Annotated in this window: 22 protein-coding genes; 15 read left to right on the top strand and 7 right to left on the bottom strand. The window is 56.0% G+C overall.

What is annotated here, in order from left to right:
* Position 1: 1 nt before the first annotated feature.
* From RS584_RS21445 to trpS, 10 genes are all read left to right on the top strand, one after another.
* A complete protein-coding gene (locus RS584_RS21445) occupies positions 2-454 on the top strand; it encodes a hypothetical protein (RefSeq protein WP_023304547.1) in 453 nt (150 codons plus the stop codon).
* Positions 444-848, top strand: coding sequence for a HofP DNA utilization family protein (locus tag RS584_RS21440; RefSeq protein ID WP_315748598.1), 405 nt, complete (start codon positions 444-446; stop codon positions 846-848). Before RS584_RS21445 ends, RS584_RS21440 begins: the two co-directional genes overlap by 11 nt.
* Positions 760-1,998: a DNA uptake porin HofQ gene (hofQ, locus tag RS584_RS21435; protein ID WP_315748596.1), complete on the top strand. Its 1,239-nt coding sequence runs from the start codon at positions 760-762 to the stop codon at positions 1,996-1,998. The genes RS584_RS21440 and hofQ overlap by 89 nt, the downstream gene beginning before the upstream one ends.
* A 286-nt stretch (positions 1,999-2,284) precedes the next feature.
* Positions 2,285-2,806 (top strand): shikimate kinase AroK, encoded by a 522-nt coding sequence (gene aroK / locus RS584_RS21430; RefSeq protein WP_003861630.1) that lies wholly within the window; start codon positions 2,285-2,287, stop codon positions 2,804-2,806.
* Positions 2,807-2,863: 57 nt separating this feature from the next.
* A complete protein-coding gene (aroB, locus tag RS584_RS21425; protein WP_315748595.1) occupies positions 2,864-3,952 on the top strand; it encodes a 3-dehydroquinate synthase in 1,089 nt (362 codons plus the stop codon).
* Between the two features lie 92 nt (positions 3,953-4,044).
* Positions 4,045-5,349 (top strand): cell division protein DamX, encoded by a 1,305-nt coding sequence (damX, locus tag RS584_RS21420; protein ID WP_315748594.1) that lies wholly within the window; start codon positions 4,045-4,047, stop codon positions 5,347-5,349.
* Between the two features lie 67 nt (positions 5,350-5,416).
* Positions 5,417-6,229 carry an adenine-specific DNA-methyltransferase gene (dam, locus tag RS584_RS21415; RefSeq protein WP_015571432.1) on the top strand — a complete coding sequence of 271 codons (813 nt, stop codon included), beginning with the start codon at positions 5,417-5,419 and terminating at the stop codon, positions 6,227-6,229.
* 39 nt (positions 6,230-6,268) lie between these two features.
* Positions 6,269-6,946, top strand: a complete 678-nt coding sequence (gene rpe / locus RS584_RS21410) for a ribulose-phosphate 3-epimerase (protein ID WP_003861634.1) — start codon at positions 6,269-6,271, stop codon at positions 6,944-6,946.
* Positions 6,939-7,700 (top strand): phosphoglycolate phosphatase, encoded by a 762-nt coding sequence (gph, locus tag RS584_RS21405; protein WP_315748593.1) that lies wholly within the window; start codon positions 6,939-6,941, stop codon positions 7,698-7,700. The genes rpe and gph overlap by 8 nt, the downstream gene beginning before the upstream one ends.
* Positions 7,693-8,697: a tryptophan--tRNA ligase gene (trpS, locus tag RS584_RS21400; RefSeq protein WP_015571430.1), complete on the top strand. Its 1,005-nt coding sequence runs from the start codon at positions 7,693-7,695 to the stop codon at positions 8,695-8,697. The genes gph and trpS overlap by 8 nt, the downstream gene beginning before the upstream one ends.
* A 137-nt stretch (positions 8,698-8,834) precedes the next feature.
* On the opposite strand, the gene RS584_RS21395 is transcribed toward trpS, so the two are convergent.
* From RS584_RS21395 to tsgA, 5 genes are all read right to left on the bottom strand, one after another.
* Entirely contained in the window at positions 8,835-9,005 is a 171-nt protein-coding gene (locus RS584_RS21395; RefSeq protein WP_008503029.1) for a YhfL family protein, read from the bottom strand.
* A 142-nt stretch (positions 9,006-9,147) separates the two neighbouring features.
* A complete protein-coding gene (gene cysG, locus RS584_RS21390; protein ID WP_315748592.1) occupies positions 9,148-10,521 on the bottom strand; it encodes a siroheme synthase CysG in 1,374 nt (457 codons plus the stop codon).
* Between the two features lie 134 nt (positions 10,522-10,655).
* Positions 10,656-10,982 carry a nitrite reductase small subunit NirD gene (gene nirD, locus RS584_RS21385; protein WP_015571429.1) on the bottom strand — a complete coding sequence of 109 codons (327 nt, stop codon included), beginning with the start codon at positions 10,980-10,982 and terminating at the stop codon, positions 10,656-10,658.
* Positions 10,979-13,522, bottom strand: coding sequence for a nitrite reductase large subunit NirB (nirB, locus tag RS584_RS21380; protein ID WP_017384160.1), 2,544 nt, complete (start codon positions 13,520-13,522; stop codon positions 10,979-10,981). Before nirB ends, nirD begins: the two co-directional genes overlap by 4 nt.
* 260 nt (positions 13,523-13,782) lie before the next feature.
* On the bottom strand, positions 13,783-14,967 hold the full coding sequence (gene tsgA, locus RS584_RS21375; RefSeq protein WP_015571426.1) for an MFS transporter TsgA: 1,185 nt from the start codon (positions 14,965-14,967) through the stop codon (positions 13,783-13,785).
* 278 nt (positions 14,968-15,245) lie between these two features.
* Between tsgA and ppiA the strand changes: the two genes are divergently transcribed.
* From ppiA to RS584_RS21355, 4 genes are all read left to right on the top strand, one after another.
* Positions 15,246-15,818, top strand: coding sequence for a peptidylprolyl isomerase A (gene ppiA, locus RS584_RS21370; protein WP_000920483.1), 573 nt, complete (start codon positions 15,246-15,248; stop codon positions 15,816-15,818).
* Positions 15,819-15,923: 105 nt separating this feature from the next.
* Complete coding sequence (locus RS584_RS21365) at positions 15,924-16,508, top strand: putative adenosine monophosphate-protein transferase Fic (protein WP_252058960.1); 585 nt, start codon at positions 15,924-15,926, stop codon at positions 16,506-16,508.
* 30 nt (positions 16,509-16,538) lie between these two features.
* A complete protein-coding gene (gene pabA, locus RS584_RS21360) occupies positions 16,539-17,102 on the top strand; it encodes an aminodeoxychorismate synthase component 2 (protein WP_017384162.1) in 564 nt (187 codons plus the stop codon).
* Positions 17,103-17,189: 87 nt separating this feature from the next.
* Positions 17,190-18,410, top strand: a complete 1,221-nt coding sequence (locus RS584_RS21355) for an aspartate aminotransferase family protein (protein ID WP_315748591.1) — start codon at positions 17,190-17,192, stop codon at positions 18,408-18,410.
* Here RS584_RS21355 and RS584_RS21350 read toward each other — a convergent pair.
* Positions 18,407-20,494 carry a YccS/YhfK family putative transporter gene (locus RS584_RS21350; protein WP_006812214.1) on the bottom strand — a complete coding sequence of 696 codons (2,088 nt, stop codon included), beginning with the start codon at positions 20,492-20,494 and terminating at the stop codon, positions 18,407-18,409. The genes RS584_RS21355 and RS584_RS21350 overlap by 4 nt on opposite strands.
* Before the next feature lie 57 nt (positions 20,495-20,551).
* Positions 20,552-21,184 (bottom strand): cAMP-activated global transcriptional regulator CRP, encoded by a 633-nt coding sequence (gene crp, locus RS584_RS21345; RefSeq protein WP_000242758.1) that lies wholly within the window; start codon positions 21,182-21,184, stop codon positions 20,552-20,554.
* Between the two features lie 310 nt (positions 21,185-21,494).
* Here crp and RS584_RS21340 point away from each other — a divergent pair, with 310 nt between their 5' ends.
* On the top strand, positions 21,495-21,899 hold the full coding sequence (locus tag RS584_RS21340) for an OsmC family protein (RefSeq protein WP_315748590.1): 405 nt from the start codon (positions 21,495-21,497) through the stop codon (positions 21,897-21,899).
* Positions 21,900-21,962: the final 63 nt, after the last annotated feature.

Genomic DNA, 21,962 nt, shown 5'->3' with positions numbered 1-21,962 from the left:
GGTGGGTATCTGGTATCAACGCTGGACTGATGCACGTCCTTCCCGGCGCGTCCTTTGCTGGTTGATCGCATCGGGGCTTGTTGCGTGGGCAATTTGGGGACTGCTGCTCAGGCCCGCTGCTCTGCGTTACGCCGATATTCAGGCGCAGGCCATCAGTGCGAAGCGAATCAACGCCTCGCTGTGGCCAGAGGCCGGACGGCGAGTAGTGGTTACGCAAGTGACGCCCTCGCAGCCCTTTTCTCCCCTGGCTTTTCAGCGTGAGGGCGCAAGGCTGGTGTACTGGAAGCCGCAGCAGCGTGGGGGAGAGCTGGCGCTGGATGCCTCCTGGGGCGCGGTTCCGGCGCTCTTTTCCCGGCTGGCGCTTGAGAACGCGCGGGTGAGTGCGTTTTCCATCACCCCACAGGGCAAACGCCTACGCCTCAGCCTGCAACTGGAGATCGGTCATGCGCAGTAAAGCCCGTTTGCTGATCCTGCTTTCTCCGCTTTTCCTGACCGGAATGCGGGATCCCTTCTCTGTGCCGGAAGAGCGTTGCGCAGCCGGGCAGCTCAGCCAGTGGCGGTATCAGGGGGTAGTCAGCGGCAGCAGGGATATCGGCCTTATACAGGACGGGCAGAAACGCTGGCACCGGGTAAAAACGCAGATGTGGTTACCGACAGGCTGGCGGGTGAGCGCAATAGATAAACAACAACTGACCGTTGATGTCGGCGACATGTGCGAGCCGAAGCGATGGACATGGCAACGAGAAGGAACGAAAAAAAGTGAAGATAAGGATAGGGCTGTTACTGGTGGCAATCAGCCAGCCTCTGTGGGCCGCGACGCCAAAACCGGTCACCCTGCTGGTGGATGATGTCCCGGTGGTGCAGATATTACAGGCGTTGGTAGCGCAGGAGGATCGCAATCTGGTGGTGTCGCCGGATGTCAGCGGTTCGCTTTCGCTGAATTTAACGCGGGTGCCCTGGAGGCAGGCGCTTCAGACGGTAGTGAACAGCGCCGGGCTGGTATTGCGGGAAGAAGGCGGCATTTTTTATGTGCATACGGCGGCCTGGCAACGGGAGCAACAGACGCGTAAAGAGCAGGAGCGGGCCCAGCGTCTGCTCGACGCCCCGCTGCACTCTCACAGCATTCCGTTTGCTTATGCGGATGCGGCCGAATTGCAAAAAGCGGCGGAAAAGCTCTTAAGCCCGAAAGGCAGTCTCTCCGTCGACAAGCGCACCAACCGTTTTCTGGTCAGGGATAACCAGACGGTGGTGGATATGCTCCAGCGCTGGGCTGTGCAGATGGATTTGCCCGTCGAGCAGGTGGAACTGGCGGCGCAGATTGTGACCATCAGTGAAAAAAGCCTGCGTGAACTGGGGGTGAAATGGAACCTCGCTGACGCAACGGAGGCCGGTAAGGTGGGTCAGGTCACGACGCTGGGGGCGGATCTGTCGGTGGCCAGTGCAACCACCCACGCAGGGTTTAACATCGGGCGCATCAACGGCAGGATGCTGGATCTTGAGTTGTCGGCGCTTGAGCAAAAGCAGCAGGTGGATATCATCGCCAGCCCGCGGCTGCTGGCGTCGCACATGCAGCCGGCCAGCATCAAGCAGGGCAGCGAAATTCCGTATCAGGTTTCCAGCGGCGAGAGCGGGGCGACATCCGTTGAATTTAAAGAGGCTGTGTTAGGCATGGAGGTCACGCCAGTGGTCCTGCCGGGCGGCCGCGTGCGCCTGAAATTGCATATCAGTGAAAATATGCCTGGCCAGGTGCTGCAACAGGCAGACGGCGAAACGCTGGCGATCGATAAGCAGGAGATCGAAACGCAGGTTGAGGTAAAAAGTGGGGAAACGCTCGCGCTGGGCGGGATCTTTTCGCAAAAGAATAAAACCGGACGCGACAGCGTGCCCGTGCTGGGCAACATTCCGTGGCTGGGTCAGCTGTTCCGCCATGATGGAAAAGATAACGAACGGCGCGAGTTAGTGGTGTTTATCACGCCACGTCTGGTCAGTATTCAGTAATGGGTAACGATCCCCGCAATGATTTTGCATTCAGTTTGTTGCAGATGTTTGACGTGGGGCATGAATTAGCATACAAGGAGTACCGATTTGAGTTGGACTTACGTCTTATTTCCTTATGCGCCGGGAACGGTGATTTAATCAGTTGCCAAACAAGCCGGAGTATTGAGATAATTTTTCGTCTGACTCTCGCTCTATTGCAAATGAGGTTTCAGTTCATGTCCTGCTACGCCGGGTGTCTGCGCAGCGGGGATTACCATTAACGAATAGTCTTAGTAGTACCGAAAAAATGGCAGAGAAACGCAATATCTTTCTGGTTGGGCCTATGGGTGCCGGCAAAAGCACTATTGGGCGTCAGTTAGCTCAACAACTCAATATGGAATTTTACGATTCTGATCAAGAGATTGAGAAACGAACCGGAGCGGATGTGGGCTGGGTCTTCGACGTAGAAGGCGAAGAAGGTTTCCGTGACCGAGAAGAAAAAGTGATCAACGAACTCACGGAAAAACAGGGCATTGTGCTGGCAACTGGCGGCGGCTCTGTAAAATCTCGCGAAACCCGCAACCGTCTCTCCGCCCGTGGCGTAGTGGTCTATCTTGAGACGACCATCGAAAAACAGCTGGCACGCACGCAGCGTGATAAAAAGCGCCCGTTGTTGCAGGTTGAAACACCGCCACGTGAAGTTCTGGAAGCTTTGGCCGATGAACGCAATCCTCTGTACGAAGAGATTGCTGATGTGACCATTCGTACTGACGATCAAAGCGCTAAAGTGGTTGCAAACCAGATTATTCATATGCTGGAAAGCAACTGATTCTGGCTTTATATACACTCGCCTGCGGGTAAAAGCATTTAAGGTGGATGTCGCGTCATGGAGAGGATTACAGTTACTCTCGGGGAACGTAGTTACCCTATCACCATCGCGGCTGGTTTGTTTAACGATCCAGCTTCCTTCTTACCACTGAAAGCGGGTGATCAGGCGATGCTGGTCACCAACGAGACGCTGGCTCCGCTTTATCTCGACCGTGTACGTCACCTGCTTGAGCAGGCGGGCGTGAAGGTCGACAGTGTGATTCTGCCCGATGGCGAGCAGTACAAAAGCCTGACGGTACTGGATACCGTCTTTACCGCACTTCTGCAAAAACCGCACGGTCGTGATACAACATTGCTTGCCCTGGGCGGCGGCGTTGTGGGCGATCTGACCGGTTTTGCAGCCGCCAGCTATCAGCGCGGCGTGCGCTTTATTCAAATTCCAACCACGTTGCTCTCACAGGTCGATTCTTCTGTGGGCGGTAAAACGGCGGTTAACCATCCGCTCGGCAAAAACATGATTGGCGCGTTCTACCAGCCTGCCTCGGTGGTGGTGGATCTCGACTGTCTGAAAACCTTGCCAGCGCGCGAACTGGCGTCCGGCCTTGCAGAAGTGATCAAATACGGCATTATTCTTGACGGGGAGTTCTTCACCTGGCTGGAAGAGAATATGGATGCGCTGCTGCGCCTCGACGGGCAGGCAATGGCCTACTGTATTCGCCGTTGTTGTGAGCTGAAAGCAGAAGTCGTTGCCGCAGATGAGCGTGAAACCGGCTTACGTGCTTTACTGAATCTGGGGCATACGTTTGGTCATGCGATCGAAGCCGAAATGGGCTACGGTAACTGGCTTCACGGTGAAGCTGTCGCTGCCGGAATGGTTATGGCGGCGCGGGTCTCTGAACGTCTGGGGCAGTTCAGGCCGGAAGAGACAGCACGTATCATCGCGTTGCTTAAACGTGCTGGCTTGCCGATGAGTGGTCCGCAGGAAATGTCTGCGCAGGCGTACCTTCCTCACATGATGCGCGATAAAAAAGTATTGGCAGGTGAGATGCGTCTGGTACTCCCGCTTGCAATAGGGAAAAGTGAAGTGCGCGGCGGAGTGCCGCACGAAGTCGTACTTGGCGCTATTGCTGATTGTCAGCAGGCGTAACAACTAGAAAGGTCAGACCGCTGTAACAGGTGGTCGTTTTAGCTTCAGGTAAATGCAGAGTCGTTGGCAGAAGCCTTTGAGTGGGGTGTTAAATGGATGAATTCAAACCAGAAGACGAGCTGAAACCCGATCCCAGCGATCGTCGTACTGGTCGTTCTCGTCAATCTTCAGAACGTGATAACGAGCCGCAGATCAATTTTGACGATGTCGAACTGGATGCAGACGATCGTCGCCCTTCGCGTAGCCGTAACGCGCGAAATGAGCGTGAAGACGAGGAGTATGAATCCGAAGAAGAGTTAATGGATGAACAGCCTGTTGAACGTCGTCCGCGCAAACGTAAAAAAGCGGTAGCGGCAAAACCGGCCTCCCGTCAGTACATCATGATGGGCCTTGGCGTTCTGGTGCTGGTCTTGCTGATTGTCGGCATTGGGTCCGCGCTAAAAGCACCTTCTACCAATTCTACCGAGCAGACGGCGTCTGCCGAGAAGAGCATCGACCTGTCTGGTAACGATGCGAGCAACCAGGCGAATGGCGCTCAGCCTGCGCCGGGCACCACTTCCGCAGAGCAGACCGCAGGTAACACCAGCGCTGGTCAGGATATCTCTCTGCCGCCTGTCTCTGCGACCCCGACTCAGGGCCAGGCGCCTGCGACGCCTGAAGGCCAGCAGCGTGTTGAAGTTCAGGGCGATCTGAATAACGCGCTGATGCAGCCGCAGAATCAGGAGCAGGTTAACGCTGCCGTGGTGAACTCCACGCTGCCAACTGAACCAGCCACCGTTGCGCCAGTTCATGGCAGCAATGCCCAGCAGCAAACGGCGACAACGGAAACCAAACCGCGCCAGACGCAGACTGCGCCACGCCAGGAGCGTAAGCAGGCTGTGATTGAGCCGAAGCGTGAGACGAAACCGCAGACCGTGGCAAAAGCGCCAGAAACGAAAGCGCCAGCGCAGACAAAACCTGCGGTGAGCCAGCCGGTTAAAGCGCCAACGCCTGCGGCAACCACTGCACCGAAAGCAACGGCGACCACAACCGCGCCTGCTGCAACAACACCTTCTGCAACAACAACTGCGGCTCCCGCAGCCAAAACGGGCGCTGCATCAGGTAAAACGACGGGCAACGTGGGTTCTTTGCAGTCGGCCTCTTCCAGCAACTACACCCTTCAGCTGAGCAGTTCGTCTAACTATGACAACCTCAACGCCTGGGCGAAGAAATCGAATCTGAAAAACTACGTGGTTTATCAGACGACCCGTAACGGTCAACCGTGGTATGTGCTGGTGAGTGGTATTTATGCTTCCAAAGATGAAGCAAAACGTGCCGTTTCCACGCTGCCAGCCGACGTGCAGGCGAAAAACCCGTGGGCGAAGCCGATTCATCAGGTGCAGGCCGATCTGAAGTAATGTTTAAAGCGCAGGATGCTGTCGGAGCTTTCTCCACAGCCGGAGAAGGTGTAATCAGTTAGTCAGCATGAAAAAAAATCGCGCTTTTCTGAAATGGGCAGGGGGGAAATACCCCCTGCTCGACGATATTAAAAAGCACCTGCCGAAAGGCGAGTGTCTTATCGAGCCTTTCGTGGGTGCTGGATCGGTGTTCCTGAATACCGATTTTTCTCGTTATATCCTGGCGGATATCAACAGCGACCTTATCAGCCTCTATAACATCGTCAAACTGCGTACCGATGAGTATGTGGAAGAGGCGCGGAAGCTGTTTACGCCAGAGAACAACAACCCGGACGTCTACTATCAGTTCCGCGCTGAGTTTAATCAAAGCCAGGACCCGTTCCGTCGCGCGCTGTTGTTTCTTTATCTCAACCGCCATGGCTACAACGGTCTGTGCCGGTATAATCTGCGTGGCGAGTTTAACGTGCCGTTTGGCCGCTATAAGCGTCCCTATTTCCCACAGGACGAACTGTATCACTTTGCTGAAAAAGCGCAGAATGCCGAGTTCTACTGTCTCTCCTATGAAGAGTGCATGGATCTGGCGGGCGTAAACTCGGTGGTCTACTGCGACCCGCCTTACGCGCCGCTGTCTGCCACGGCAAATTTCACCGCCTACCACACTAATAGCTTCAGCCCGGCCGAGCAGGCTCGTCTGGCTGAGATGGCGGAAAAGCTGGTCAGCAAAAGAATTCCGGTGTTAATTTCGAATCACGACACGCCTGATACGCGCGAATGGTACAAAGCCGCGAAGCATTTTCAGGTAAAAGTGCGGCGTAGCATTAGCAGCAACGGCGGCACACGTAAAAAGGTGGACGAACTTCTGGCGCTTTATCGACCCTGAGCCTTTGCCCGCCGGTAAACACATTTCAAGGAGATGCGGATGAAACAGTTTTTGATTGCCCCCTCAATTCTGTCGGCCGATTTTGCCCGCCTGGGTGAAGACACTGCCAAAGCTCTCGCGGCTGGCGCGGATGTCGTCCATTTCGACGTTATGGATAACCACTACGTTCCCAACCTGACCATCGGTCCGATGGTGCTTAAAGCACTGCGTAACTACGGGATCACCGCGCCCATTGACGTGCATCTGATGGTGAAACCGGTTGACCGCATCGTGCCTGATTTCGCCGCGGCGGGTGCCAGCATCATCACTTTCCACCCGGAAGCCTCCGAACACGTTGACCGCACGCTACAGCTGATCAAAGAGAACGGCTGTAAGGCGGGACTGGTCTTTAACCCGGCGACCCCGCTGAGCTATCTCGACTACGTGATGGACAAGCTGGACGTGATCCTGCTGATGTCCGTCAACCCGGGCTTTGGTGGTCAGTCATTTATCCCTCAGACCCTCGACAAACTGCGTGAAGTGCGCCGCCGTATTGATGAGTCTGGCTATGATATTCGTCTGGAAGTGGACGGCGGCGTGAAGGTCAATAACATCGGTGAGATTGCGGCGGCAGGAGCGGATATGTTCGTCGCAGGCTCCGCCATCTTCGATCAACCGGATTACAAAAAAGTCATTGATGAAATGCGCCGTGAACTGGCGAAGGTAAGTCATGGATAAATTGCAGGCTATTCGGGGTGTAGCATTTGACCTCGACGGCACGCTGGTCGACAGCGCGCCAGGATTAACCCGCGCCGTCGATCAGGCGCTGTATGCCCTTGAACTCCCCGTTGCAGGCGAAGAGCGCGTCGTGACGTGGATTGGTAACGGTGCAGACGTGCTGATGGAGCGCGCGCTGACCTGGGCTCGTCAGGAGCGTGCCTCTCAGCGTTCCGCGCAAGGGAAACCGAGTGTTGACCACGCGGATATTCCCCAGGAGGAGCAGCAGCGTATTCTGCGCAAACTGTTCGACCGTTTCTACGAAGAGACCGTCGAAGAGGGCAGCTTCCTGTTCCCGGATGTCGCTGAAACGCTGAGCGCGCTACATGCAAAAGGCATCCCGCTGGGGCTGGTGACTAACAAGCCGACACCGTTCGTTGCGCCTCTGCTGGAAGCGCTGGATATCGCGAAATACTTCTCCGTAATTGTGGGCGGCGATGACGTGCAGAATAAAAAGCCGCATCCGGAACCGCTATTGCTGGTGGCAGGAAAATTATCCTTAGCGCCTGAGGAGCTGCTCTTTGTCGGGGATTCCCGCAATGATATTCTGGCTGCCAGAGCGGCAGGTTGCCCGTCGGTTGGGTTGACCTACGGCTACAACTACGGTGAAGCCATTACGCTGAGTGAACCGGACGTTGTGTTCGACCACTTCAAAGATTTGTTGCCCGCACTCGGGCTCTCGCACAGTGAACATCAGGAATTGAATAATGACTAAGCCCATCGTTTTTAGTGGCGCACAGCCTTCAGGTGAACTGACCATTGGTAACTACATGGGTGCGTTACGTCAGTGGGTGAGCATGCAGGATGACTACCACTGCATTTACTGCATCGTGGATTTGCATGCTATCACCGCGCGTCAGGATCCCGAGAAGCTGCGCAAAGCAACGCTCGATACGCTGGCGCTGTACCTGGCGTGCGGTATCGATCCAGAGAAGAGCACCATTTTCGTTCAGTCTCACGTCCCAGAGCACGCGCAGCTGGGCTGGGCGCTGAACTGCTACACCTATTTCGGCGAGCTGAGCCGCATGACCCAGTTCAAGGATAAGTCTGCGCGCTACTCTGAAAACATCAACGCCGGTCTGTTTGATTATCCGGTGCTGATGGCGGCCGACATTCTGCTGTACCAGACCAACCAGGTGCCGGTGGGTGAAGACCAGAAGCAGCACCTGGAGCTGAGCCGCGATATTGCCCAGCGCTTCAATGCGCTTTACGGTGACGTGTTCAAAGTGCCTGAGCCGTTTATTCCGAAATCCGGTGCGCGCGTGATGTCGCTGCTGGAGCCGACCAAAAAGATGTCCAAGTCTGACGATAACCGCAACAACGTTATCGGCCTGCTGGAAGATCCGAAATCGGTGGTGAAAAAGCTCAAGCGTGCGGTGACCGACTCCGACGAGCCGCCAGTGGTGCGCTACGACGTGCAGAACAAAGCGGGCGTGTCTAACCTGCTGGACATTCTCTCCGGTGTGACCGGACAGAGCATCCCTGAGCTGGAAAAACACTTTGAAGGCAAGATGTACGGCCACCTGAAAGGCGAAGTGGCAGACGCCGTTTCCGGCATGCTGACCGAGTTGCAGGAGCGCTATCACCGTTACCGTAACGACGAAGCTTTCCTGCAAAAAGTGATGAAAGAGGGCGCGGAAAAAGCCAGCGCGCGCGCCTCCGAAACTCTGAAAGCGGTGTACGACGCGATTGGGTTTGTGGCGAAACCTTAAGCCGCTTTGTCGGGTGGCGCTTACGCTTACCCGGCCTACGGGACCGTGCAGGTCGGGTAAGGCGGAGCCGCCACCCGACAAAACTGACGAAACAAAAAAACCGGGACATCCCCGGTTTTTTTACGCCTGAAAAACGCTTACTGCTGTGCCGCCGGGCCGCAACCGCCGATGATCTTCGAAATGGAGATCGCCGGGTGAAGCAGGTAATCGTAGCTGCAATTATTTTTAGTATTTTGAACGTGACCGGTGCAGGCCGTCAGAGTTGATAACAGGCCGACCAGAACGGCAGCTTTTGCCAGTTTGAACATACGCATTCCTTGTCAATAAATCGAAAATTGGATGTAACACGAGGGAATAAATGGAAAAGTTCCATTATGCGGGCGGTATGTTATCGACTGAGGTAAGAAGGGAGTAGTCCGCTTAAAGACTACTCCCGGGAGAGATTATGCGTTAGTGGCTGGAGAACCAGTTCAGTTTTTCGCGCAGGGCTACCACGCGACCCACCACGATCAGCACCGGGCTTTCAACCTGCTGCGCCAGCTCGCCCAGCTGCGTCAGCACGCCATCGACCACGCGCTGCGTAATGGCGGTGCCGTTTTCCACCAGCGCGACCGGCATATCTGCTTCCATGCCGTGCTCCAGCAGTTTCGCCTGGATCGTGGCTGCCTGATTTAGCCCCATATAGAACACCAGCGTCTGCTTTTCAGCGGCCAGATTATGCCAGTCCAGTTCGCTGCCGGTTTTCAGGTGGCCCGTCACCAGGCGCACGCTCTGGGCATAGTCGCGATGGGTTAACGGAATGCCGGAATAGGCAGAACAGCCGGACGCCGCCGTAATGCCCGGCACCACGGAGAACGGAATACCCGCGTTGCACAGGGTTTCCAGCTCTTCGCCGCCACGACCAAAGATAAACGGATCGCCACCCTTCAGGCGCACCACGCGCTTTCCTTTTTGCGCTTCCCGCAGCAGGATCTGATTGATCTCCTCCTGCGGCACGCAGTGATAACCTGCCCGTTTGCCGACGAACACGCGGTCAGCATCGCGGCGCACCAGATTCATGATGTCATCAGAGACCAGACGGTCATACACCACGATGTCCGCCTGCTGGATCTGCTGGAGACCCTTCAGCGTCAGCAGGCCCGCATCGCCGGGACCTGCGCCCACCAGCACCACTTCACCGCGATGGTCCAGCGGCTCGCTCAGGAGCTGTTCGGTCGTCTCTTCAACGGCTTTGGTGTCCTGATTGGCAAGGGACTGCGCCAGCCTGTCGTTGACAAAGAACTTCTCCCAGAAGCGACGGCGTTCGCCCACGGTTGCGAAGGTTTGCTTCACGCGGGAGCGCAGCTCCCCGGCGTATTGGGCAATCTGACCAAGATGCTGCGGCAGCACGGCTTCCAGTTTTTCCCGCAGCAGACGGGCAAGAACGGGCGAGCGCCCGCCGGACGACACCGCAATCATCAGCGGTGAACGGTCAATAATCGACGGCATGATAAAGCTCGCCTCTTTCGGCGCATCCACAACGTTACAGAAGATGCGGCGCGCTTCGCAGGCGTCGCTGACGCGCTGGTTAACGTCATCGTTATCCGTTGCGGCGATGGTCAGCCAGCAGGTATCCAGCAGGGATTCATCAAATTCGCCCTGCACCTGGGTGAGCATCCCTTCCTGCGCCCAGACGTCAAACTGTGGGGCAAAAGTGAGGGCGTTGACGGTCAGCCGGGCACCCGCCTCTAACAACAGGCGTGCCTTGCGTTCAGCCACATCGCCGCCGCCCACGAGCAGGCAGTCGCGGTTGCGTAATTGACAAAAAATCGGCAGGTGATCCACGACGTTACCTCACAGCATTCATGGCGGGGGAAGAATTGACGTCAGGATAACAGCAGGAATCGTACAGAACATACGGTTTTTCCTGCCGTTACCCATAAGGGGTCATAAGCCTTTCCTATTGAAAAGGCGAGAGGTTACGCTTTCAGCTGCACCTCGCCGTCCTTCACGCGGACGTCGTAGTGTTTGACCGAGAAGCTTTCATCTTCCATGCAGAGTCCGTCGGTTAAGCGGAAGCGCTGCTTTTTCAGTGGGCTGGCAACCCACAGCTCGCCCTGGTGCTCCGCAATCAGACCGCGGGAGAGCACGCTGGCCTCGAAGAACGGGTCGATATTGCTGATGGCATAGACCTGTTCATCGTGGCGAGGGCGGAAAATCGCCACCTGCTCGTTGCCCAGCAGGGCACAGACGCCGGTTGCTGGCAGAATGTCGTTAATGTTGCAGATGTTTACCCACTGGCTCATGCGTTTTCCTCCACCAGCATCACCGGAATACGTTCATACGGGGTCGCTGGACGGTGCTGTTCGCGCTCCGGCACCACCTGCACGTTCGGGTCGCGCTGGGTGCTGTTGATAAAGTGTTTGAAGCGCGTCTGCGCCGCTGGCGTGTTCACGGTTTCGGTCCACTCGCAGATCACCGCCTCGCGCAGGCGAGTCATCTCGGATTCCAGCTGTTCATTCAGACCCAGCTTGTCGTCGATGATGACCGACTTCAGGTAGTCGATGCCGCCTTCGAGATTATCCAGCCAGGACGCGGTACGGGTCAGCTTATCGGCGGTACGAATGTAGAACATCATGAAGCGGTCGAGGTATTTGATCAGCGTATCGCGATCGAGATCGGCGGCCAGCAGATCCGCGTGGCGAGGTTTCATCCCGCCGTTACCGCACACGTACAGGTTCCAGCCTTTCTCGGTGGCAATGATACCCACGTCTTTACCCTGTGCTTCTGCACATTCACGGGTACACCCTGAGACGCCGAACTTCATTTTGTGCGGCGTACGGATGCCTTTGTAGCGGTTTTCCAGCTCTACGCCGAAGCCCACGCTGTCGCCCACGCCGTAGCGGCACCAGGTGCTGCCCACGCAGGTTTTCGCCATGCGCAGCGCCTTGGCGTACGCGTGACCGGTTTCAAAGCCCGCTTCAATCAGCTGACGCCAGATTTCCGGCAGGTCATCTTTCTGCGCACCGAACAGGCCGATACGCTGGGAGCCGGTGATTTTGGTGTACAGGTTAAACTCACGGGCGATACGACCCACGGCGACCAGCCCTTCCGGGGTGATTTCCCCTCCGGCAGAACGCGGGATCACCGAGTAAGTCCCGTCTTTCTGAATATTGGCCAGGAAGTTATCGTTGGTGTCCTGAAGCGGAGTGTGTTCTGGTTTGAGCACATATTCGTTCCAGCAGGACGCCAGCAGGGAACCGACGGTAGGCTTACATACTTCACAGCCATAGCCCTGGCCGTGTTTCTCCAGCAGTTCGTCGAAGGACTTAATGCCTTCCACGCGGATCAGGTGATACAGCTCCTGGCGAGAGTAAGCGAAGTGCTCGCACAGGTTGTTGTTCACTTCAATGCCCTGTTTTGCCAGCTCGGCGTTCAGCACCTGAGTGACCAGAGGAATACAGCCGCCGCAGCCGGTCCCGGCTTTGGTTTCCGCCTTCAGCGCCGCCACGGTGTGGCAGCCTTTGTTAATGGCGGAGATCAGCATGCCTTTGGTCACGTCGAAGCAGGAGCAAATCTGCGCGCTGTCCGGCAGTTTATCCACGCCGATGGACGGCTTACCGCTGGAGGCGTGCGCCGGGAGGATCAGCGCGTCCGGGTTCTCCGGCAGCTCAATGGCGTTCAGCACCAGCTGGAGCAGGTTGCCGAAGTCACTGGTATCGCCCACCAGCACTGCACCTAGCAGGGTTTTGTTGTCCTGGCTGACGATGAGACGTTTGTAGACTTCTTTGCTTTCGTCCAGATAAACATAGCTGCGGGAGTTCGGGGTGCGGCCATGCGCATCACCAATACCGCCCACGTCCACGCCCAGCAGTTTCAGCTTGGCGCTCATGTCTGCGCCGGTGAAGGCGTTTTCGCTGCCGAGGATATGGTCAACGGCGACCTGCGCCATTTTGTACCCTGGTGCAACCAGACCGTATACGCGGTTATTCCAGCTGGCGCATTCGCCGATGGCGTAGATATCCGGATCGGAGGTCTGGCAGGTATCGTTGATCATGATCCCGCCGCGCTGCGCAACGGCCAGACCGCACTGGGTGGCCAGCTTGTCGCGCGGGCGAATACCGGTGGAGAAGACGATGAAATCCACTTCCAGCTCGCTGCCGTCGGCAAAGCGCATGGTTTTACGCGCTTCGGTGCCTTCCTGCACGATCTCTTTGGTGTTCTTGCTGGTGTGAACCTTCACGCCCATGCTTTCGATTTTACGGCGTAGCTGGTCGCCACCCATATGGTCCAGTTGTTCCGCCATCAGCATCGGGGCAAATTCGATGACGTGGGTTTCAACGCCGAGGTTTTTCAGTGCGCCTGCCGCTTCCAGACCCAGCAGACCACCGCCGACAACCGCGCCGCGTTTGCTTCGACGTGCGCAGGATTCAATGGCGTTGAGGTCTTCAATGGTACGGTAAACGAAGCAATCCTGGGTTTCCGACCCTTTAATAGGCGGGATCCACGGATACGAGCCCGTCGCCATGATCAGCTTATCGTAAAAAACCGTACGTCCGGCGCTGGAGTGGATCACTTTCTCCTGACGGTTGATGGTGATAGCGCGTTCGCCCACCAGCACTTTTACGCCATGCTTCTCGTAGAACCCTTCACGCACAAGAGAGAGCTCTTCGGCGGTATGGTGAGAGAAGTAGGAAGACAAGTGCACACGGTCGTACGCCTTGCGGGGTTCTTCACAGAACACGGTAATATCGAACTGCTCAGCATCGGCTTTATCGAGAAGATCCTCAATAAAGCGGTGGCCGACCATGCCGTTACCGATGATAGCGAGTCTGACTTTGCTCATTTTTGCCTCGATTTCTTTTCTATTACTGCCTACCTTAACGATTCAGCAGGGGCACTTATTGATGCAAATCAAATACGCCTTCACCTACCCCTTAGTGGGTATATCTATGATTTGTCAGGATTTTTATAAGTGACGGATATTGTTTGATTTTTGTGCTTGCTTATTTTTTGCACAAATATAGTGGGGTTTTTTACCCATCGGCGGGCAGGGCGGGTGAGCAGGGGAAAACCCCTTTGCAGTACGCAAAGGGGTTACGGCGATTAGTGGGTAGCTGTTGCCGGGTTGTGTTGACGGTGACGGGTCACAAAGCCCAGCACGAAGCACATGATGAACACCACGGCGTACAGACCGTTAGCGGTATGCAGCGCCGCCAGCGGGCCGCTGTGCGCAACAATCGGGCCCGTGACCACGAAGGTCAGCATGGTGCCGATGGTGCCGCAGGTCAGCACGAAGTTCACCAGCTTTGGCGAGGCCACTTTGGTCTGAAGAGAGCCAAGGGTGATGATCGAGGTATAAATCGCGCTGGAGAAGAAGCCCAGGGTCAGGATGAACCACGGCATATGCTCCGGGGAACCGTTGATGAACAGATACATCAGCACGGTTGCCAGACCCGCCAGAACGGTCAGGATCCGTTGCAGGTCGAAGAAGCGCAGGATAAAGCTAAACGCCCACATGCCGAACATGTAAGACATCCAGAAATCGCTCACCAGTTTACCCGCATCGTTCAGGCTCATGCCCAGACCTTTCGCGTATTCAGGAACCCAGGAGATAAAGCCCAGCTGACCGAGGATGTAACACAGCGCGGCGATGGAGAGGAACAGTACGCCGATACCCCATTTTTCTTTCGCAACCGGCTCGGACGTAGTCTGCGCTTTTTTGCCCAGCACCGGGAACTCGCAGCCGAAGGTGAGAACAAAGATCGCGACATAAACCAGACCAATGCAGGCGTACACCCAGTACCACTCAATGCTGCGCGCCAGAAGATACGCGGCGACCATCGGGAAAATCATCCCGGCCATGCTGAAGAAGGAGTCGGTGAACAGCAGACGCGCGCCGCGCTGGCGGCCTTCATACATGTGCGTAATCAGGAATGTACCGATCGACATGGTGATCCCGCTCACCAGGCCCAGCACGAACATGGCGGCAGAGAAGAGGGCGATGCTGTGGCTCAGCATCAGGCCCGCCACGGCGGCAACCATCAGCACGAAGCCGAAACGCAGCTGCGTTTTCAGCGGCACGATTTCCATCAGCCAGGCATTAAGGAAAATAGAGATCAGGATCCCCGCGTTCAGGAAGGTGAAGGTGTTACTCATGCTGGAAACGGGCAGCTGGAAGTAGTCTGCGATATTTCCCATCACCATCCCGGTGACGATCACCAACGCGCCGGTCAGGGCGTAAGAGAAGAAGCTGATCCATGTGAGCTTGATGCGATTGCTGTTAGTCATGTCTGGCCTGTTAAAAGTAAAGAAAAACGCAATGACTGCGTTTGAGCGGGCAGATTTTAGTCGCGAAAGTGATCTAATTAAATCTTTTCAGAAAATTTTGAGCACAATTGCAGGTTTTAACGTGATGTAGATCACATTACGTTGCGGGGTGAACAATCGTTTGCGCGGTAATAATTGTTTCAATTTGGTAAAATTAGGTAAAAGACTGGTCTGGGTTCATACTGCTCTTTAGAATCAAGCCATTCGCTTTTTATACTGCGCTTTGTTAAGGAATTCTCATGCTCAAATCAACACTGGCGGCTGTCGCAGCTGTGTTTGCTCTTTCTGCCGTTTCCCCTGCTGCGCTGGCAGCCAAAGGAGACCCCCACGTCCTGCTGACTACCTCTGCGGGGAATATTGAGCTGGAGCTGGATAGCCAGAAAGCCCCTGTTTCGGTGAAAAACTTCCTCGACTACGTGAACAGCGGTTTTTATAACAACACCACGTTTCACCGCGTGATCCCGGGCTTTATGATTCAGGGTGGCGGTTTTAACGAGCAGATGCAGCAGAAACAGCCCAACCCGCCCATCAAAAATGAAGCAGACAACGGCCTGCTGAACAAGCGCGGCACCATCTCCATGGCGCGTACGGCGGACAAAGACAGTGCCACCAGCCAGTTCTTCCTCAACGTGGCTGATAACGCCTTCCTGGACCACGGTCAGCGCGACTTTGGCTACGCGGTGTTTGGCAAAGTGGTGAAAGGCATGGACGTTGCGGATAAGATCTCTCAGGTTCAGACTCACGATGTCGGTCCATACCAGAATGTGCCGTCTAAGCCAGTCGTCATTCTCTCCGCGAAAGTGCTGCCGTAATCGTTCCCCCACACGGGCACATCTTGCCCGTGTCTTTCCACCCTCCCTGCGAAAGCGCGTTTTGCTGCTTATACTTGTGGCAAACGGACTATTCAGGGAGGCGTAGTGAAAAAACTCACCGACAAGCAAAAATCCCGTCTCTGGGAGCAACAACGTAAGGTCAATTTTCAGGCCAGCTGCCTCCTTGAAAAAGGTAAGGGTCCCGCTGAACCCGATATCGAGACGCTGGAACTGGGGCCTTCCGCACCGGGTTTACCCCATCTGTGTCTTATTCACCGCCATTTATTCCGCAACGAAATGAAAGGCGCGGGCGAGCTGCGCACCGCCGATATTTCTAAGGGCGACATTCCTTTTTGCCATTTCGAGTACATCGAGAAAGTGGGTAATGAGCTGATGGCTTCGCTGGAAAGTGATAAATATCTGGTGGGCCTTCAGAAAGAAGAGTTTACAGACAGAATCAGTCATTACTACTGTGAAATCAACATGCTACATCCGTTTATAAGCGGTAATGGCGTGGCCCAGCGGATCTTCTTTGAACAACTGGCTATTCATGCGGGCTATGTGCTGAACTGGCAGGGGATCGACCCGAACGACTGGGCAGCCGCCAATCAGAGCGGGGCAATGGGGGATTTGACCGCCCTGAACGCCATCTTTGCCAAAGTTGTGAGCGAAGCGCGGGAATCTGCGTAAAATAGGGCGGCCATTTTTTCAGGAGCCGCCATGATTCTGCTGATTGATAACTACGATTCCTTTACCTGGAACCTTTACCAGTATTTTTGTGAGCTGGGGGCAGAGGTGGTTGTCCGCCGTAACGATGAGATCGCGCTGGCTGACATTGACGCGCTGGCGCCCCAGAAAATCGTGATTTCGCCGGGGCCGTGTACCCCTTCGGAGTCTGGTATCTCGCTGGAGGCGATCCGCCATTATGCGGGCAAACTGCCGATTCTGGGCGTCTGCCTGGGTCATCAGGCCATTGCGCAGGTCTTTGGCGCCACCATTGTCCGTGCCGCGAAAGTCATGCACGGCAAAACCTCTCCGGTCACGCACACCGGTACCGGCGTATTCCTGGGGCTAAACAATCCGTTAACCGTGACGCGCTACCATTCTCTGATCATTGATCCGCCGACCCTGCCGGCCTGCTTTGAGGTCACCGCCTGGAGCGAGACGCAGGAGATCATGGGCATTCGTCACCGTGAGTACGATCTGGAAGGCGTGCAGTTCCACCCGGAAAGCATTCTCAGCGAACAGGGGCACGCGCTGCTGGCCAATTTCCTTAATCGCTGAATATCTGTTGCCTTGTTGTGATTTTTTATGCATATTTTTTGATTATATTTTCACAATCAATGTGACATAAAAATGGATGGTCATGACATGGCAACTGAACAACCAGCAATTACCCGCGCGACATTCGATGAAGTGATCCTGCCGATTTATGCACCGGCTGAGTTTATCCCGGTGAAAGGGAGAGGCAGCCGCGTCTGGGATCAGCAGGGCAACGAGTATGTTGATTTCGCAGGCGGTATTGCGGTGACGGCGCTGGGCCATTGCCATCCTGCGCTGGTGGACGCGCTGAAAACGCAGGGCGAAACGCTGTGGCACACGAGCAACGTGTTCACCAACGAACCGGCGCTGCGTCTGGGGCGTAAGATCATCGATGCCACCTTCGCCGAACGCGTGCTGTTTATGAACTCCGGCACCGAAGCCAACGAAACCGCCTTTAAGCTGGCGCGCTACTACGCAACCACGCGTCATAGCCCGTACAAAACCAAAATCATCGCCTTCCATAACGCCTTCCACGGACGCTCCTTCTTTACCGTTTCCGTTGGCGGCCAGCCGAAGTATTCCGACGGCTTTGGTCCGAAACCTGCGGATATCATCCACGTGCCGTTTAACGATCTGCACGCCGTGAAAGCGGTGATGGACGATCACACCTGTGCCGTGGTGGTCGAGCCCATTCAGGGGGAAGGCGGCGTCACGGCGGCCACCCCGGAATTTCTGCAAGGGCTGCGCGAGCTGTGCGACGAGCACCAGGCGCTGCTGGTGTTTGATGAAGTGCAGTGTGGGATGGGGCGTACCGGAGACCTGTTTGCTTATATGCACTACGGCGTAACGCCGGATATTCTGACCAGCGCGAAAGCGCTCGGCGGCGGTTTCCCGGTCAGTGCGGTGCTCACCACCCAGGATATCGCTTCCGCATTTCATGTGGGCTCACACGGCTCCACCTACGGCGGTAATCCGCTGGCGTGCGCCGTGGCGGGTGCGGCGTTCGATATCATTAACACCCCGGAGGTGCTGAACGGCGTTAGCGCGAAGCGTGAGCTGTTCGTGAAACATCTACAGCAGATTAACGATGAATATGATGTCTTCAGCGACATCCGCGGGATGGGGCTGCTGATCGGCGCCGAACTGAAGCCGCAGTACAAAGGCCGCGCGCGCGATTTCCTGCACGCCGCCGCGCACGAAGGCGTCATGGTGCTCAACGCCGGGCCGGACGTGATGCGCTTTGCGCCATCGCTGGTGGTGGAAGACAAAGACATCGAAGACGGATTAACCCGTTTTGCCGCGGCGGTCGCGAAGATCGTCAGCGGCTAATACGCGGTTCGTTTTAACCGGCGCGTTAACCAAATCCCGTGATGCGGGCGCTGACGCCATGCCACCGACGAAATGGTGTGCATGGTGTTCAGGTGCCCGAGAACGCGCTGTAAATGCTGCTCAAGGGTGCTCATCGGCCCGTGGGTCAGCGTCTCCGGCGCTTCCAGAATGTTCGAATCCCCTGACTCGCCCGGCGCGTCATACTCCAGACGCTGCTGACAGCGCTGCAACGCAATTTCACACGACTGCAAATAGCGCTGCGCCAGATCCGGCGTCAGCATCGTGTGCTCCCGCGCCAGCGTCGTCATGGCATTGATGTGCTCGACGATAAACTGGCTGTGCGTGACCCACAGCTTCATGTCAGCCAGATAGTGCGCGTTAAAGCCCGGCTCCTGCATGGCCTGGTTAAGGGAGTTGAACAGGGCGTTATGCGCCTGGTTGACCTTCATGCGCTCGTAGGCCAGCGGAGAGGGCTGCGGGTCATCGCTCAGAATAAGACGAATGGCCTGCTGGTCAGCTTCGAGCGCGTCGTGGGCGTTCTGCCTCAGCAGCCCGCTCTGCCACTGCGGCCACAACCAGACCATGCCGCCAAAGGCGATCAGGCAGCCAATTAGCGTATCGACCAGCCGGGCAATAATAAACTGTTCCCCGTTAAGCGTGAGCAGTTGCAGGGTATACACCGCCGTCACCGTAAAGCCCACCATCGCCCAGCCGTAGTTTTTGCGGATGATCAGGTAGCTCACCAGCGTGATCGCCAGCATACCGGCCAGGGTGTAGCCTTCCGGCACGTGGAAGTGCAGCGTCACGCCCGCGATAATCAGCCCCGCCATCGTACCGCCCGCCCGGTGCAGAATGCGCACCCGCGTGGCGCCATAGCCGTTCTGGGTGACAAACAGCACGGTCATTAAGATCCAGTAGGGTTTCGGCAGGTGCAGGGCCATTCCCATCAGGCTGGCGATGCTCAGCATCACACTGATCCGCGCGGCATTGCGCAGGGCGGAAGATTTCAGTGAAAGATAGCTTTTGAGCGCGGGCAGCAGCGGCAGCCGTTTTTGCTTATCGGCCATCAGGTCCCGGGCATAAAGCGGGCGCTGGGTGCGCAACACCCGGGCGATGCGGCTGAAATGCCAGGCAGCAAATTGCCCGACCGGGTTATCCGCGTGCTGACGCGCAATCTTTTCCAGCGCGCCGAGCTGTTTGTCCATGTTAAAGCGCGTCGGGTAGCGGTGATAGAGGATATCGTCAGCCAGCACACGCAGGCGCGCCGCGACGGTCTGCGCGTTCCAGCGGATCACCGCTTCCGCATGGCTGCGCTCCACCAGCTTTTGCACCTCTTCCGGATTATGAAGGCTGACGGAGATATGCTCCTGCAAATCCAGCCCGACCTGGAAGGTTCGCAGCAGCCGCTTGTATTCATGATTTTTGTTGGCGGCAAGCATGTGCAACTGCTGATAGCACTGGCTGATCAGATCCACCACTTTTTGCTGGCGCGCCAGCAGCGGCGGCAGGGATTTTTCCGGGTCGGTATGTTGAGTGAGCAGGGTGTATTTTGCTTCGCAGTATTCAGCAAGCTGCACGTAGAGCAGGCTCAGGGATTCGCGCAGCGGCTGTTCCCGCCACAGCCAGAACCAGAACCAGTTAAACAGCCCGTACCACAGCGTGCCGAGGGCGTAGATCAGCAATGGCTCCCACACCGGCATATTGCCCGCAAGGCTTAAGGTGAAGATGGCGGCAATCAGCGACGCGGGAAGCAGCCGGGCGTGCAGCGAGCTGATTTCGGCGGTGACGCCGAGCGTCATCGCCAGCACGGTCAGGATCAGCGGCAGAGGAATGTCGCGGGCCAGTAAGAGTTGTACGGCAAGGCTACAGCCGGCAAACAGGCAGCCGCCAATAATCAGACGTTTAAAAAAGCGTTTATGCGGCGTATCCAGACCGGCAATGTTGCAGCAGGCGGGCACGAGGGAAAACAGCAGGCCTTGCTGAAGATGTCCGAGGATCAGGCCCACGGCCACGGGAAGACACAACACCAGCGTTTGTCGTAGTGCGTAGTTAACTTCCGGGTGATAGATCAGCCTGCGCCACATGAGGAGTAGAGACAAAAACGGCGTGCCACCCTGCGGCGGCACGCCGTTTGACCGAAATTAACGGGTTCCGTAGACCACGATAGTTTTACCGTGGGCAGAGATCAGGTTCTGGTCTTCCAGCATCTTCAGGATACGGCCCACTGTTTCACGGGAGCAGCCGACGATCTGACCGATTTCCTGACGGGTAATTTTAATTTGCATACCGTCAGGGTGGGTCATGGCGTCTGGCTGTTTCGCCAGGTTCAACAGCGTCTGCGCGATACGACCGGTCACGTCCAGGAAGGCGAGGTTACCCACCTTCTCAGAGGTCACTTGCAGACGGCGTGCCATCTGGGAAGAAAGACGCATCAGGATGTCAGGGTTGACCTGAATCAGCTGACGGAATTTCTTGTAAGAAATTTCAGCCACTTCACATGCTGTTTTTGCACGAACCCAGGCGCTACGTTCCTGGCCTTCTTCAAACAGGCCCAGTTCACCGATAAAATCGCCCTGGTTCAGATAAGAAAGGATCATCTCTTTCCCTTCTTCATCTTTGATCAGCACGGCCACCGAGCCTTTAACGATGTAATACAACGTTTCCGCTTTTTCACCCTGGTGAATCAGCGTGCTCTTTGATGGGTACTTATGAATGTGGCAATGAGACAAGAACCATTCGAGAGTCGGGTCTGTTTGCGGTTTGCCAAGCACCATGCGCTGTTATCCTCTGTTATAAGCTGTCACCAGAGTCATAAGATGCATCCGGACTCTGGGGTTGCAATCGAATTCTTACCCATACCTGGGAAGTCGGCTGTCGTAACGTTTCGCAGCCAGTAAAGTTTGATGTCCTCTGCATACATGTGTAACGTCAATGTATTACTGTAGCATCCAGAGTGTTTTAGCATAGCTTTCGCCGCGTGTCTCCTGGTGTCTCGCTTCAGCATGACGCAGGTCGCCTTCCGTTGCGAGAAATGTAACGTACACGTAATCTGTCATAAAAAATGCAACGTTGGAGTGAGTGAATATGCAAGCGCGTGTGAAATGGGTTGAAGGGTTAACGTTCCTGGGCGAGTCTGCTTCCGGGCACCAGGTTTTGATGGATGGCAACTCCGGCGATAAAGCGCCAAGCCCAATGGAAATGGTGCTGATGGCGGCGGGCGGATGCAGTGCGATCGACGTGTTGTCGATCCTGCAAAAAGGCCGTCATGACGTGACCGATTGTGAAGTGAAGCTGACGTCAGAACGTCGCGAGGAGGCGCCCCGCCTGTTCACGCATATTAATCTGCACTTTATCGTCACTGGCAAAGAACTGAAGGATGCGGCGGTCTCGCGTGCGGTTGACCTGTCTGCGGAGAAATACTGCTCTGTGGCGTTAATGCTGGAGAAAGCGGTAAAAATCACCCATTCGTATGAAGTGATCGCGGCTTAATTTTTTGGCGGGTGGCGCTTCGCTGACCCGCCCTACAAAAGCACGCCCGTAGGCCCGGTAAGC

The organism is Enterobacter sp. DTU_2021_1002640_1_SI_PRY_ASU_LCPMC_013, assembly GCF_032389435.1.
Taxonomy (GTDB): Bacteria; Pseudomonadota; Gammaproteobacteria; order Enterobacterales; family Enterobacteriaceae; genus Enterobacter; species Enterobacter hormaechei_C.
This window is presented reverse-complemented; position numbering and strand designations above follow the sequence as displayed.